At 74.0% G+C, this 13870-nt stretch carries 14 protein-coding genes; 3 read left to right on the forward strand and 11 right to left on the reverse strand.

The genetic code is table 11. The annotated features are described in order from the left end of the window. Positions 1 to 3: 3 nt before the first annotated feature. Positions 4 to 585, reverse strand: a complete 582-nt coding sequence (locus ACFYYT_RS28250; RefSeq protein WP_351826823.1) for a TetR/AcrR family transcriptional regulator — start codon at positions 583 to 585, stop codon at positions 4 to 6. 87 nt (positions 586 to 672) lie between these two features. On the opposite strand from ACFYYT_RS28250, the gene ACFYYT_RS28255 reads away from it, so the two are divergent. Beyond that, on the forward strand, positions 673 to 1587 hold the full coding sequence (locus ACFYYT_RS28255; protein ID WP_351826824.1) for a hypothetical protein: 915 nt from the start codon (positions 673 to 675) through the stop codon (positions 1585 to 1587). 30 nt (positions 1588 to 1617) lie between these two features. On the opposite strand, the gene ACFYYT_RS28260 is transcribed toward ACFYYT_RS28255, so the two are convergent. The 9 genes from ACFYYT_RS28260 to ACFYYT_RS28300 form a co-directional block, all read right to left on the reverse strand. Continuing rightward, complete coding sequence (locus tag ACFYYT_RS28260) at positions 1618 to 2484, reverse strand: hypothetical protein (RefSeq protein ID WP_351826825.1); 867 nt, start codon at positions 2482 to 2484, stop codon at positions 1618 to 1620. A gap of 124 nt (positions 2485 to 2608) precedes the next feature. Further along, positions 2609 to 5239 (reverse strand): DUF6493 family protein, encoded by a 2631-nt coding sequence (locus ACFYYT_RS28265; RefSeq protein ID WP_351826826.1) that lies wholly within the window; start codon positions 5237 to 5239, stop codon positions 2609 to 2611. Beyond that, the gene (locus tag ACFYYT_RS28270) at positions 5236 to 6663 is read right to left on the reverse strand and encodes an SWIM zinc finger family protein (protein WP_351826827.1); all 1428 of its coding nucleotides are present in this window, start codon (positions 6661 to 6663) and stop codon (positions 5236 to 5238) included. The genes ACFYYT_RS28265 and ACFYYT_RS28270 overlap by 4 nt, the downstream gene beginning before the upstream one ends. Before the next feature lie 156 nt (positions 6664 to 6819). Beyond that, entirely contained in the window at positions 6820 to 7338 is a 519-nt protein-coding gene (locus ACFYYT_RS28275; protein ID WP_351826828.1) for a hypothetical protein, read from the reverse strand. 52 nt (positions 7339 to 7390) lie between these two features. After that, positions 7391 to 8218, reverse strand: coding sequence for a hypothetical protein (locus ACFYYT_RS28280; protein ID WP_351826829.1), 828 nt, complete (start codon positions 8216 to 8218; stop codon positions 7391 to 7393). 158 nt (positions 8219 to 8376) lie between these two features. Further along, positions 8377 to 9039, reverse strand: coding sequence for a glyoxalase (locus ACFYYT_RS28285; RefSeq protein WP_351826830.1), 663 nt, complete (start codon positions 9037 to 9039; stop codon positions 8377 to 8379). Positions 9040 to 9044: 5 nt separating this feature from the next. Next, positions 9045 to 9554 (reverse strand): helix-turn-helix transcriptional regulator, encoded by a 510-nt coding sequence (locus ACFYYT_RS28290; RefSeq protein WP_351826831.1) that lies wholly within the window; start codon positions 9552 to 9554, stop codon positions 9045 to 9047. Positions 9555 to 9645: 91 nt separating this feature from the next. Beyond that, positions 9646 to 10056 (reverse strand): VOC family protein, encoded by a 411-nt coding sequence (locus ACFYYT_RS28295; protein ID WP_351826832.1) that lies wholly within the window; start codon positions 10054 to 10056, stop codon positions 9646 to 9648. Between the two features lie 87 nt (positions 10057 to 10143). Beyond that, the gene (locus ACFYYT_RS28300) at positions 10144 to 10350 is read right to left on the reverse strand and encodes a hypothetical protein (RefSeq protein WP_351826833.1); all 207 of its coding nucleotides are present in this window, start codon (positions 10348 to 10350) and stop codon (positions 10144 to 10146) included. 202 nt (positions 10351 to 10552) lie between these two features. On the opposite strand from ACFYYT_RS28300, the gene ACFYYT_RS28305 reads away from it, so the two are divergent. Next, a complete protein-coding gene (locus ACFYYT_RS28305; protein WP_351826834.1) occupies positions 10553 to 10852 on the forward strand; it encodes an antibiotic biosynthesis monooxygenase in 300 nt (99 codons plus the stop codon). A gap of 36 nt (positions 10853 to 10888) precedes the next feature. Here the strand turns inward: ACFYYT_RS28305 and ACFYYT_RS28310 are convergent, their stop codons facing one another. Beyond that, positions 10889 to 12478: a molybdopterin-dependent oxidoreductase gene (locus tag ACFYYT_RS28310; protein ID WP_388609688.1), complete on the reverse strand. Its 1590-nt coding sequence runs from the start codon at positions 12476 to 12478 to the stop codon at positions 10889 to 10891. A gap of 367 nt (positions 12479 to 12845) precedes the next feature. On the opposite strand from ACFYYT_RS28310, the gene ACFYYT_RS28315 reads away from it, so the two are divergent. Then, positions 12846 to 13256 carry an ATP-binding protein gene (locus ACFYYT_RS28315; protein ID WP_351826835.1) on the forward strand — a complete coding sequence of 137 codons (411 nt, stop codon included), beginning with the start codon at positions 12846 to 12848 and terminating at the stop codon, positions 13254 to 13256. The last annotated feature ends 614 nt before the right edge of the window (positions 13257 to 13870 follow it).

Genomic DNA, 13870 nt, shown 5'->3' on the forward strand with positions numbered 1-13870 from the left:
GGCCTACGGGCCCCCCGCGCCGGTGTGGTCGTCGACGAGCGCGCGGAAGGTGTCGACGGGATCGGCTTCGAGCGGCGGGAGGCTGCCGCTGAGCTGGAGGGTGGCGAAGCCGTGGGCCAGCGACCAGGCGGCCAGCGCGGTGCGCGGGGCATCGGGGCCGCGCCTGGCGGCCGGGAGGCCGTCGACGCCCGAGTGGAGCGCGCGCGAGGCGCGTTCCTTGGCGGCGGCGAGTTCCGGATCGTCGCGGTGGAGCAGCCCGGGCTGGAACATCACCTCGAAGTGGGCCGGATGGCCCAGGGCGAACTCCACGTACCGCGCGCCCATTTCGCGCAGTCGGTGCGCGTCGCCGGCCGGCACCGTGGTCACGGCGGCGGCCAGCAGGTCGAACCCCTCCGTGGCGATCGCGGTCAACAGCCCTGCCTTGTCCTTGAAATGGTGCGCCGGGGCGGCGTGCGAAACCTCGGCGCGGCGGGCGAGGTCGCGCAGGCTGATCGCGGCGACACCGTCGCTCCGGATGACCTCGATCGCCGCCGAGAGGACGGCTCGGCGCAGATCTCCGTGGTGGTAAGTGCGTGGGGTGGCCATGAACAGCAGGCTACCCCGGATCTTGTCAATGCCAAGTAGTCATTGACAAGATGATCGGGGTGACGGAATCTTGTCACTGTCAGGTTCATGGGGAACGCGCGCCGCGACAGCGAGGGAAACAACGTGAAGCACGACCTGAGCACGGTCCGGCAGATGTGGCAGTTGCTGGAGCCGGTGCATGCCACGCTCTACTACGCGACGGAGGCTTCCGAGGAGGCCGCGAGCCTCGGCTACGCCACCCACGAGCGCTGGCCGAGCTACTTCGCCTACCGCGCCGCGCCACTCGGCCCGGTCGGCACGCAGGTGGTGAACGCCCTCTTCTACAGCTTCAGCCCGCAGATGGTGCGGCACCACGCCACGCCGGCCTGGCGGACCGCCGCGCCCGAACGGGTCCTGACGGCCCGGAGCACGGCGGTGGACCGCGCACTGCGCAGGCTCCTCGGCCACCGGATCGGCTCGCCCGAGCTGCGCGAGGCCGCGGAGCTGAGCCGTCGCACCGCCGAAGCCGCGGACACCGCGGGCCGCCCCATGGCCGCTGCCAACGCCGCCCTGCCCTGGCCCGACGAGCCCCACATGGTGCTCTGGCAGGCCGCCACGATCCTGCGCGAGCATCGCGGCGACGGTCACATCGCCGCCCTCCAGGCCCATGGCCTCGGCCCCGCCGAGTCCCTGGTCTCGCACGCCGCCGTCGGCGCCGCACCGGAAGAGGTCTTCGGCAGCAGGCAGTGGACCGGCGAGGACTGGACGGCCGCCCGCGAACGCCTCGCCGCCCGAGGCCTGGTGGAAGCCGGCGGCAGGGCCACCCCGCAAGGGCTCCGGGTCCGTAGCGCGGTCGAGAAGCTCACCGACGAGCTCGCGGCCGGCCCCTGGGACGCGCTCACTCCCGATGAGACGGCCCGGCTGGCCGAACTGCTCGTACCGCCGGTCCTCGACATCGTCGCCACCGGGCTCCTTCCGTCGCAGAGCACCCTCGGCATCGGCCTGGAGTACGACCACGGGTGAGGGCCCGGGGACAGGGCGCCGGCCCGACGGTCAATCACACCGCCACGTACCGTGGCGCACGTCGAGCGTCACCGTCACGTCCCGCCGCGCCGGGAACGCCACGTCAAGCCGCCACCGCTCGGGGAGGGCGGCCAGCTCGATCGTCACCAGCTCCTCGGTGACCGTGCCCAGGGCTCCCATCCAGTGGGGCGAAGCAGAGATCAGTCGCTCGGTCAGCCATCCACCGGGCTCGGGGACCTCCACGGAGTCAGCTCCGTCACCGCGTTCGGTCAAGGCCGAACCGGCCAACAGGGCCAGCAGGCGGGCCAGGACCGCGCCCGGCAGGGAGGGGTCTCGGGTTTCCAGCCACAGATAGCAGTCGTCGTGGCCGGAGAACCAGATCCGGGACGAGCCCCCCAGGCGGCCGAGGAGCGGCTCGTCGTGGCTCGTGCTCATGCTCGTTCCGATGGTGAGCGCGAGCTCGTCGAGCTGCTCCGGGCCCGTGTCGGCGGGCACATCGATCAGTGCCAGTTCGTAGGGCGTCCAGGTGCCGTCGAGCAGATCGGACAAGCGGTCGCGGTCGACCACGATCAGCTCCTCCCCGAGGCCGTGGGTGCCGGACACCCAGGAGCCGAGGGGGTGGATGCCGCACGGCACGCCGAGCTCGGCCGCGATCAGCGACGGCCGCAGCGTCTGCCAGTCCTCGGTGAGGAAGGAGTTCGACTCCAACGACACCACCGCGACAGCGTCGTTCGCCACCGCCACGAGGAGGTCTGTCAGTTCGGCGGCCTGAGCCGCGCCGCCGGTCACGCTGAAGACGCCCTCGGCTTCGCCGACGCTGAAGCTCAACGGGAACGGCCGGCCCTCCAGACCGACGCTGTTGACGCTGAAAGCGCCGTCACACTTCACCTCGACCACTGCCCGCCCCCGACGCCCCACGGGGCGCCGCCACGGCGCCCGCACCCCATTGTCGCCGCCCAGCGCAGCGGCCGCCGCCACGGCCGGCGGCCCCGGGCCGGGACAGCGCCGGGAGCTGCGGCTCTCACCGCGCGGCCGCGGCCATCGCCTCCCGGTTGCGGTGCAGGGCGTCGCGCAGCCGGGCCGCCTGGGTGATGAGCCGGGAGCGGCCGGGGCGGGAGGCGGCGGCGTCGAGTCCGGCGGGCGGCTCCTGTGTCACCGCCCGGGAGTGCTCGGCGCACACGGCGGCGGTCTCCAGCAGTTCCCCCGTACCGCGTGGGTCCGCGGAGCCGGTGAGCAGGGCGGGCAGGACCTGGGCGAGGACGGCCCAGGTCGTGGCGTGGGCTCCGGTCGCGGCCGCCGTACGCAGCGCGTCGGCGAGCCGGCTGGGCTTGAGCGTGCCCAGCTCCAGCAGCTCGGCGAGGTCCGCTCCGAGACGTACGGTGTCCAGCTCGCCGCGCCCCGCCAGGGTGAGCAGCGCGTCGACCGACCGGAGCCGGTCCTGGGCGTGCCGGGCACCGAGGCCGGTGGCGATGGCGAGGTGCAGGGCGGGTCCGCCGGGGCCTGCGGCGGCGAGTCCGGGCAGGATGTCGGTCCCGCCGCGCTCGTCGTCGAGGGCGCAGGCGATGACGGCCGGCAGTGACCAGGCGGCGAGGGCGTCGCGGTCCTGGGGCAGCAGCGCGATCAGGGTCTCGGGTGCCCCCGCGTCCCAGCAGCGGCCGACAGCCTTCCGGGCCTGCCCGAGCTCGCGGAAGGCGGCGGGGAACTCCGCCAGGAGTACGGGCCGCTCGCCGGTGTCCAGGACGGGGCGGTCGGGGTGGCCGCCGTAACGGTGGTGCTCGGCCGGGGCGGTGCGGCGGGTGACGGCCGCGGGCCGGCCGGCCCCGCCGATCCACGCCACCAGCCGATCGCCCTCCCGGGTGCCCAGGGCGGCCGCCCCGGGCAGGACGGACGGATCGCGGTGGACCCGGAGCAGGGCCTGAGCGAAGTCCACCGGGCCGGGGGTGACACCCAGGCGGGCGTACGCGCCGAGCCGGCTGACGAGGACGTGCGGGTCCAGGGAGCCGTCGGTCAGCGTGGGGGTGGCGAGCAGGAAGGGCGGCGGGCCGGCCGTGATGCCGCGGGCCGCTTCGGCCACGCGGGCGTGGCGGGCGGCGGCGGCGTCGCTGTGGTGGCAGTCGCTGCGCCAGCTCACCAGCGCCTGCGGCTTCGGCCCGGACGGCCGGACGTCCAGGACGGCGGCGGCGACGTGCTCCAGGCCCGGCAGGTCGTCGTGGTGGAGGTGGCTGCGGGCCGGGTCGAGCCAGTAGCGGTCCGCCAGGGCGGGGCGCAGGGCCGCGGCCAGCGTGGCGCGGTCCCGGTGGGCGTGGCGGACCAGCCCGTCGAGGGCCCGTTCGAAGTCCTCGACGGACTCGGTACGGGAGTTGACGGCGGCCGCGACGAGCTCGACGGTCTCCTCGACCGACTCCGGGGACGGGCCGAGCGGCGTGGACGGCGGGGGCGGCGGCAGCATCTCCCGGTACGGGCCGGTGTCTTCCTCGGGGGCGGCGTCCGCACCGAGCAGGGCCACGGCCCGCGCGCGGTGTACGGGGCTGAGCAGATGGGCGCGGTCGGCGAGTTCGGCGCGCAGGGCCCGGTCGTCGCCGAGGTGGGCGGCAGCCAGTTTCAAGGCCCGCTCCTGGATATCGGTGTCCGGATGCCCGAAGGCCTCCCCGAGCACCGGCAGCAGCTCCGGCGCGGCGTCCGGATCGCGGGCGAGCACCTTGCCGAGGAGCGCCAGCTGGGCCCGTACGAGCTTCTTCTCGGGGCGGAAGAACACCGCGGCGGACATCTCCGCCAGCAGCGCGGGGGTGAGGTGACCGGCCGTGGCGAGGCGGGCCAGCACCTCCTGTGCGTGCCCGGCGACCGGGGACGCCGCGTCGGCGGTGAGCGCGATCCAGTCGGCGGTCCGCTCCCGCTCCTCCTCCAGGGTCGGGCGCAGGGCTTCCAGCACGGAACGGTACGGCTTCAGGTGGAGGGCCGTGCCGCCGCGCACGAGGCGGGCCGTGCAGGCGTCGAGGAGCGCGGTGCGCTCGAGCAGCCCGTCGGCCGCGAGACGGGCCAGTGTGGAGGGCCAGTGGTGCTGCGCCTGCGGCTCGCTGTGCCAGGCGAAGGTGGTCACCGGTTCCGGCGTCTCGAACAGGCGGGGCACGAACACGGCGAGGTGGGGGTCGCGGCGCAGCGCGTCGGTGAGCGTGCCACGTTCGGACCATACGGCCGTGGCCCAGCCCTCGACACAGCCGTCGCTGGTGGGCATCGGGCAGCCGGCCCGGCGGACGAGTTCCTCGATGAGCGGGTAGTCCTCCTGGGCGGTGGCGGGGCGGGCCGCGAGCCGGTGGGCGAGGTCGCCGAGCCACCGGGGTTCGCGGTGCGCGAGCACCTCGACGAGGTCGCTGTCGAGGGCGGCCCGCCGGCGGCGCATGTCACGGCCGCCGATCCAGGAGGCCGCGGCGGCGGCGCCGGTCTGACAGGCGGCGCCGGCGACGAGCAGGGCCGGGCTCACCATCTCGCGCTCCTGCCAGCGTTCCCAGCCGGAGGCCCGCAGTCCGGCGCGCAGTTCCTTCAGTCCGGCCAGCAGCTCGCTCCGCTGCGCGCGGTCCAGCGGAGCCAGCAGGGCGGGCAGCCGGCGGGTGTGTCCGGCGCGGACGGCGGTGAGGACGTCGAGCGGGCTGGTCATCGTGCGTCTCCGGTGGCGGTGGCGGTGGCGGTGGCGTGAGCAGGGGCGGGGGCCGGGACCGGAGCGGCGCCGCGGGCCATGCGGGTGGCGAGGGCGTGTTTGCAGGGGCCGCGCCGCCCGCGGTAGTCGGCCCACCACTGGCAGGTGCAGCTGAACGCGCCGCCCGACTCCCGGACCCGGTAGCGCCGTTCGCCGGAGGCCACGTACGCGGTGGCCGGGCCGTCGAAGGTGACGGCGCCTTCGGCCAGGAGGGCGCGGGCGGCTGTCAGCCGGGGGTTGTGCCGCTCGGCGCTCCGGGCGTCGTAAGGCAGCTCGCGGTGGAAGTAGGCGGCCTCCGACAGGTCGTAGCCGACCTTGCCGGCCGTGCCCAGGCGGGTGAGGGCGGCGCGCACCCGCTGGACGGGGAGGCCCGACTGCTCGGCGAGGTCGCCGGGGTCGATGCGCGGCTCCCAGGCGAGCAGGACGGAGACCAGATCGGCGTCATCGGCCGCCGTGTCCGTGGCGAGGGCCTCCAGCACGCTGCCTTCGCCGGAGAACCCGCGGTCGGCCTCGGGGGAGAGGGTGAGCGTCAGCCGCATGCCGGGCAGCGCGATCTCCCACGCCGAGGCGGTGGGAGCGGCGCCGTCCGGTACGGGCCCGTACACGCGCAGGGCCGTGGCCTGGCGCAGCACGCGCTGGAAAGCGGCGAGCCGTTCGGGGCCGGGCAGGCACACGGCCCCGGGCACCGGTCGGGTGGTGGGGCGCAGGGTCCGGCCCGCGGGGACCACCCACATCGGGCCGCCGGCCGCGCCGCCGACGCCGGGGCTGCGGGGCAGGGAGCGCAGGAACCGGACGGCTTCGGCGGCGGTCAGTTCCGCACGGAGGTCGAAACCGGCGGTGATGGCCTGGGATTCGGCGAACCCGCGCAGCCAGCGGTCGGGCAGCGGCACCTTCTTCTCGACGACCGGCCCGTCCAGGGTGGTCACCGCGAGCTCCTCGGGTCCGACCCGCAGATGCAGCGGGTCGTCGTCGGTGAGCCGCGAAAGTGCCCCGCGCAGCGGGTTGTTGACGTCGACATTGGTGGTGCCGTGGCCGGTGTCGGCCCCGCGGAGGCCTTCGGGCAGGACGTCCAGGCGGGCGTAGACCCCACAGCATCCGGAGAAGGACTCGAAGCGCAGCCGGTCGCCGTTGGCGGTGACCACGGGGTCGAGGGACGCCCCCTGGGTCCGCCGGAAATAGCGGGCCCCGGCCACGTCGGCGACGGCCAGCAGGCCGCGCGCGGCGGCCTGAGGGGCGCTCAGGAACCCTGAGAAGAAGTGCGGGTGGGCCTCGACGCCGGTCGGGGTCAGGCCGCCGGAGGTCTCCAGGCCGAGGCTGCGGCCGGTGCCGGAGCCCGCCAGCGCGGAGGAGCCCGCATAGGCGAAAGTGTGTGCGGTTCGCGTCATGCAAGGGACGTTACGAGGCCCCACTGACAACGGCGTTCCGACGCCGGAGCGCCCATCCCGAACCCAAGCCCGCGCCGCCGCCGGCCCCCGCGGCGCCGCCCGCCCCCGCGCCGCCGCCGGCCCGGATGGCCACCGCCGGGCCCAGCCCGCCCGCCGTCAGCCGTGCCCGTCCGCCATGGAGTCGAACGTCTCCCGCATCATCCGGTCGATGACCCCGGGCCGGCCGGCCAGGGAGTCGAAGAGGTCGGCGAGCAAGCACAGCACGAAACCGTGCACCAGCGCCTCTTCAGCCGGGACCGCTCCGAACCGGTCGCGCCACGCCACGGTGTCCATGCCCATCGCGGCGGCCATCAGGACCCCGGTGACCATCGGCACCTGAGCCGGATCGGCCGTCTCGAAAGTGGGGAGCCTGCGGATCACCGAGGGGATCAGATCGCCGAGCGGATCGAGGCGGTCCGCACCACCGGCCCGCTCGGCGATCAGATATCCGGTCAGCACACCCACGAGGAAGACGGTGCCCCGCGACACCTCCGCACGCCCGTACGCCTCCACCGCGGCCTCGACCCGCTGCCGAGCCACCTCACGGTCCTCGGCGGACGTCCGCTTCTCCAGGACCCGGTACGAGTCCCAGGCCGCCCGGATCGCCCCGTCCACCACTACGCCACTCCTGCTCATGGTGCGACCGTAGACGACGCGGCGACGCCGTGGGACGGCGCCCCGAGCGGGACTACCGCAGGTCGAGCAGGGCCACGGCCTCGGCGAGATCGGTGTGCGCGGGCTCGAAGGTCCGTGCGGCGAGGAAGAACATCGAGCGGTCGGTCAGGGCGCGGGCGAGGCGTGCGGGGTCGTCGGGCTGGCGGCGGGCGAGCGCCAGGCCCTCGTCGAAGTACGGTGCGAGCCGCTCCGCGAACCGATGGGGGTGGCCGCCCTCGCGGAGCGCGACGCGGACGCTGATCCTGCGCTGGACGTCGACCAGTTCGGCCAGCCGGCCGGCCTCGCGCAGATCCGACGCCTCCGCTTCGAGCCCCGGCAGGGTGCCGAGGAAGGCTTCCCGCGTGTCGCCCGACCACCCGAGGTCGCTGCCGAACGGCGGCATCGGGGACTCGGGCGTCGCAGCCGGTTCGTCGCCCCGCCCAGACAGGACGTACAGGGCGACCCACCACGAGAGGATGCAGCTCCAGTTCTTCGGCTCGCCCGTCGTCGCCAGCTCCTCCAGGACGGTCAGGGCCTCCCGCCGGCCGGCCGCAGCCTCCCTTCCGTGCCCGGCGGCCTCGCGCATCCGGGAGTGGTGGACCAGTTCCCAGCCGAGGATGGACAGCGCCGTCCGCTGCTCGGCGGTCTTGCGCCGGGTCTCGTCGAGAAGCTCGCCCACCCCCGGGGCCCGGCTGCGGTGGCTCATCGCGAGGAGCGCGTCGACCAGCTTCGGCAGATACGCCCTCGGGCTCACCTCCGCCAGAACCCGGTACGCCTGGAGCGCTTCGGGCAGGCTCGGCTGCCGCGAACCCAACAGCAGTAGGCGGGCCCGCAGTACCGCGTCGTGATCGTTCTTCCCCATGTTCCCCCTGTCGCCGGCTGACTCGAGAAGGAGATTCTGGGCGTGGGGGAGTGGATCGGACAAGGCTCGCGAACTGTGCTTTCCGCCCTACGGAAAACGCCGCTGACCTGTCATGATGGAGACGATTACCGGCAACCCGCGGCGGGCCGGGCCGCGCGTCAGGACGGCGTGGGGGCGAGCGGTGCGGCGGCCTCCCAGACGAACCCGTCCGGATCGGTGAAGGCGTCGTCCTCTGCGCCGCCGAGGACGACGCGGTGCGAGCCGGCGCCGTCGGCGGGGACGCCGAGGTCCTTGGCCAGGGCGCGGCGCTTGTACAGCGCCAGCTTGAGGGGGCTGTGCTGACCGGCGGCGAACTCGACGTACTTGCCGCCGAAGCTCTTGGCCACGGTCAGGCCCCGGTCGGCGTAGAACTTCTTCGTTGCCTTCACGGCCTCGACGCCGAGCAGCAGGACGACGTCGTCGATCTCGCGGGTGTCGGGGCCGGTGTCCTTCTTCGCCGAGGTCGCGATCTTCCAGATCGTCCCGTCCGGGGCCCGGACGACGCCGCCGTAGCCCCACAGCGACTTCGCGGCGGGCTTCAGGACCGTGGCGCCGGCCTCCACGGCGGCGCCGAAGAAGCCGTCGACGGTGGCCGGCCCGGACACCGTCAGCCCCAGGGTGAACCCGCGGAACCCGGTGGAGTGCGCCTCGGAGGCCCGTAGGCGGATGTACGTGTCCACGCCGAAGGCGCCGTAGAAGCGGGCTGCGGCCTCGGGGTCGGCCACCTCAAGGGTGACGGACGCGAGGGAGGCGCGGGCTGTGGTGGAAGGGGTGGTTGCCATGACACTCACGCTAGGGGCTGTCCGCCGGCCGGGGCTTCTCGATTCCTGACCGGTCTGGAGACTTGCTTCGCCACGCAGGCGGGCATCCCCTCCACCCTGATCGCCGACCCCGCGGCGCGGGCCGTACCCGCCCCGTCCTCCCCGTCCGCCTCATGCCGCCGGAAGGCCCCCGGCGGCATGCCGACCAGCTCGGTGAAACGAGTGGTGAACGTTCCCAGCGACGCGCAGCCGACCGCGAAACAGACCTCGGTGACGCTGAGATCGCCCCGCCGCAGCAGCGCCGCCGCCCGCTCGATGCGACGCGTCATCAGGTACGAGTACGGCGACTCACCGTAGGCGGCCCGGAATTGCCGACTCAGGTGCCCCGCGGACATGTGCACGTCCTGGGCGAGCGCCTCCACGTTCAGCGGCTGCGCGTATTCCCTGTCGATCCGGTCGCGGACGCGGCGAAGCCGCGCCAGATCGGCCAGGCGCTGCGCCTCGACGCGTGCGCGCCGCCATTCGGGCTTACACACGAGAACCCTCCCCTGCGTCTTCCATCGAGGACCCGGACGCCCCCCGGGCGGGCGGGCGACGGACAGTCGGGCACTTCGATCCCCGCACGGCTCAGCGCAGCTCCTGGATGCGGACCAGGTTGCCCGCGGGGTCGCGGAACGCGCAGTCGCGGATGCCGTACGGCTGCTCGGTCGGCTCCTGGACGACCTCGGTATCACCGGCCTGCACCTTCTCGAACGTGGCGTCGAGGTCAGGGGTGGCCAGCAGGATCCAGCCGTAGGTCCCCTTGGCCATCATCTCGGTGATCGTGCGGCGCTCTTCCTCGGTGACGCCGGGATCGGCGGCGGGCGGCGCCAGAAGGATCGACGTGCCCGGCTGCCCGGCCGGTCCGACCGTGATCCAGCGCATCCTGCCCTGCCCGACGTCGCTGCGGACCTCGAAGCCGAGGACGTCGCGGTAGAAGGCGAGCGACGCGTCCGGGTCGTCGTGCGGAAGAGACGTCGTGTGAATGGTGATGTCCATGGGGAGCAGGCTAGGGGCGGCTCAGAGAATACGCTTCTCGATTCCTGATCGATCCGGGCGCACCCGGAGGTTCACGTGCACCGCGGGTCACCCCGTGCCTGACGCGGCGCGCAGGGTGAGGCCGAGGATGACCAGGAGGGCGGTGGCGGCGGGTCCGGTGCGGGCCACGGCGCGCAACAGCGCGTTGGCGCGCAGCGCGCGGATCCGGTGGTGGATTTCGATGCGCTCGCGCAGGCGGACGAGCAGGAGTCCGGCGGCGGGAGGCCAGCGAGGGCTGAACCGGAGCGGAGCCACGGCGGTCCGCGCGCTGGGCCGTTCGGCGGACCGGCCCGGCGCACCCCCGCGCAGGCACGTACCGTCGGTCGCGGATCGTCCGTCCCGGCGGCGGTGCGCGCCACCGCGGCCCCGGACGCCCCGCGACCCGTTCCGGCCACGGCTTTTCGGGGAAGCCGCGCCGGTCCTCACGCGCACACCGAGACACCACGGAGAGAAGCTCATGACCCAGACCGGTCTTCTGGCCCGTATCGAGGCCAAGCCCGAGCACGCGGCGCAGGTCCAGGAACTCCTGGAGAACGCCCTGGAACTGGCCCGTCAGGAAACCCAGACCGTGACCTGGTACTCCTTCAGGCTCGGCCCCACGAGCTTCGGGGTCTTCGACACGTTCGACGACGAAGCCGGACGCCAAGCCCACCTGAACGGCAAGATCGCGGCTGCCCTGACGGAGATCACGCCCACCCTGCTCGCCGGCGCTCCCGACATCCAGAAGGTCGACGTCCTGGCTGCCAAACTGCCGTGAACCCGCCCGCGTCTCGCGGCAGGGCGGGCCGGAGCTCTAGGGGACGGTGACGAAGACGCTGTGCCAGCCGCTCGCACCGTCCGGGATGGTGCGAGCGCGTTCCTCGGTCTGCACGGCTCCACTGCCGTCCGTCGCGCGGACGGTGATGTTGTGTCCGCCGGGGGCCGCGTTCCAGCGGTAGGACCACTGGCGCCAGGTGTCGACGCTGTCCTGTGCGGCGAGGTCGGCGTCCTGCCAGGGGCCCTCGTCGATACGGACCTCGACGCGGGTGATGCCGCGCCGCTGGGCCCAGGCGACACCGGCGACCGTGACGGTGCCGGAATCGGGGCGGCCGAACGGCTTGGGCGTGTCGATGCGGGTCTGGGTCTTGATCGGCGCGCGGCGGGCCCACTTCCGCTTCACCCAGTACGGGTCGTAGGCGTCGAAGGTGGTCAGTTCGATGTCGGTGATCCACTTGCAGGCCGAGACGTAGCCGTACAGGCCCGGGACGAGCATGCGGACGGGGAAGCCGTGCTCGAAGGGGAGGGGCGCGCCGTTCATGCCGACGGCCAGCATCGCGTCCCGTCCGTCCATCACGTCCTCGACGGGGGAGCCGAGGGTCATGCCATCCACGGACCGGGCCACCAGCTGGTCGGCCCCGCCGCCCTTGGAGGGGGGCCGGACCCCGGCTTCGCGCAGGAGCGCGGCCAGGGGGACTCCGAGCCAGCGGGCGGTGCCCGTGTAGGGGCCGCCGACCTCGTTGGACACGCAGGTCAGGGTGATGTCGCGCTCGATGAGGGGCCGGGCGAGGAGGTCGGCCAGGGTGTAGGTGCGGGGGCGGGCGACGCCCTTGCCGTGGACCCGCAGCCGCCAGGTGCCGGCGTCGATCTTGGGGACGACGAGAGCGGTGTCGACCCGGTAGAAGTCCCGGTTGGGCGTGGTGAACGGGCTGACGCCGGCCACCTTCAGCTGGGCTCCCGCGGGGACGGCAGGAGCCGGGGAGGCCGGCCGGGGCAGGGTGAGACCGCCGCGGGAGGCGACGGCGCCCTGGCCGCGCCGGCCCGTGAGGTAGCGGCCCAGTACCCCGGCTGACGCGGCGCCGGCGGTCGTGACGGCTGCCGCGACGAGGAACCCGCGCCGGTTCCAGACGCCCGTCGCCTGCACCCCCGGTGCGGTGGCGGGGCGGGCCGCCCTGCCGGCGAGGACGTAGAGCGTGAGCGCGCCTGCGGCGGCGCCGGCGCAGGAGGGCAGTGAGTCCGCGATCCCGGCGGAGTCGGGCCTGCTGAGGGCCGCGGCCGTGCCGACGATCCCGAACAGCAGCACCCCGGCGGCACCGGTACGCCGATATCTCAGGGCCAGGACGCCCAGGGCGAGGGCGATGAGCACGAGGACACCGAGGATGCCCAGCTGGAGAACGGTCTTGTCGTTCTCCCCGAAGGTGCGGATCGCGAAGTCCTTCACCGCGGCGGGGGTCCGGTCGATCACCGCGCCGCCCACGACCGTGACCGGTCCGGCGGCGGGCCGGACGAGACCGGCGACGAGTTCGGCCACGGCGAGCGCCGTGAAGCCGGCCAGAAGCCCGGCCAGGGCGCCGAGGGCGGCGCGGGCCAGGGTGGTGCGGGAGAGGGTAGTGCGGGAGCTGCTCACACTCCGGATTCGGCGGCGCCCGCCCGATGGATTGGTCCGGCACCGGAAGGAGTGAGCCGCCGGGATCCGCAGCCGTAGCCGTACGGGCCGGGGAAGGAAACGAGCGGGTTTGCAATCCATCACCCCATTGGTCACGAATCCTTCGCGAGGCTCCCGATGAGAGGCAGCCGGACAGAAAGAGGTGGGACAAGGGCCACGGGGAGCGGCACTGGGTCGCCGGCCATCAGACCGGCCATCAGACCGGTCACCGGGTTCCGGGCCACTGGAACTGTCACGACATGGGGCAGCGCCGGTTGTCCCGGGCCGGGATTCCAAGGCCCACCCCTCGGAGCCCCGTGACGGCCGCGTGCAACAGGGAGGAACCGCCATGAACGCCACCATCGCCCCGGGCCGATGTCCGGTGACGGTGCACCTTGACCTGCCACCGGCAGCTGAAGCGGCACGGCTGGCTCGCCAGAGGGTCGCGCTGATGCTCGCCACCGACGCCGCCGGATGCCCCCGCGGCATCGCCGAGGACATCGTACTCATCGCCTCCGAGCTGGTCACCAATGCCGTCCGACACGCCGACGGGCCCTACGCGCTGACGCTGAGCGTCGACCACAGGCGCGTCGGCGTGGCCGTCAGCGACGCCTCGTCCGAACTGCCGCGCCGCCGCGCCGGGCACGCGGGGGCCGGGCCGGGTGGGCGCGGACTGCAGATCATTCAGGGTCTGGGGGCGGACCTCTTCGTCAGCCCGTCGGGCACCGGCAAGCAGGTCATCGCCGTCCTCACCTGGTAGCCCGGCTCACCCCGGAGTGCTGCGGGCGGCTGTGCCGACAGCCGCCCGCAGCCGACCTGCCCGACCGCCCAAGGGCCAAGGCATCCCTGAGGACGGCCTTCGCCCGATGCCGGGCAGGTCACCGGTCCGAAGCCACCCCGTCCTCGGCGTCGGCCCGGAGTCTGGGGTGGCCGTCAGGCGCTGACGCAGGACGGGTTGAGCAGCCCGAAGGCGCTGCTGCTGCCGCCGGCCACAGCCCCGGCGGCCACTGCCACCGCCAGGCCGCGTCGCACACCAACCATGTGGACCACCTGCGAACCACCTCCATGGGGCTGCCCGGCCCCGTGGAAGTCCCGCGTGGCCGGCGAGGAAACCGCCGCACACCTCCGGCGCCCTCACCCACGCATTCGCCGCCGCTCACCCGCCGGCTGGGCCGGCGGGCCCCGGTTCCCCCGTACGGAGTCACCGAGGTCGTGCGGGTGACGAAATCCGCCCGCCCGAAGGCCCACCCGAAGGCCCGCCCGAAGGCCCAGCCGAACTCTCACCCGAACGCCCACCCGCACACCCATCCGCACGGCCGCCCGCTACGAAGAACCACTGACACACCCCCACGTTCCGGTGGCCGGGCCGCCCTT

Origin of the sequence: Streptomyces sp. NPDC002032, assembly GCF_042890765.1 — a bacterium.
Lineage (GTDB): Bacteria > Actinomycetota > Actinomycetes > Streptomycetales > Streptomycetaceae > Streptomyces.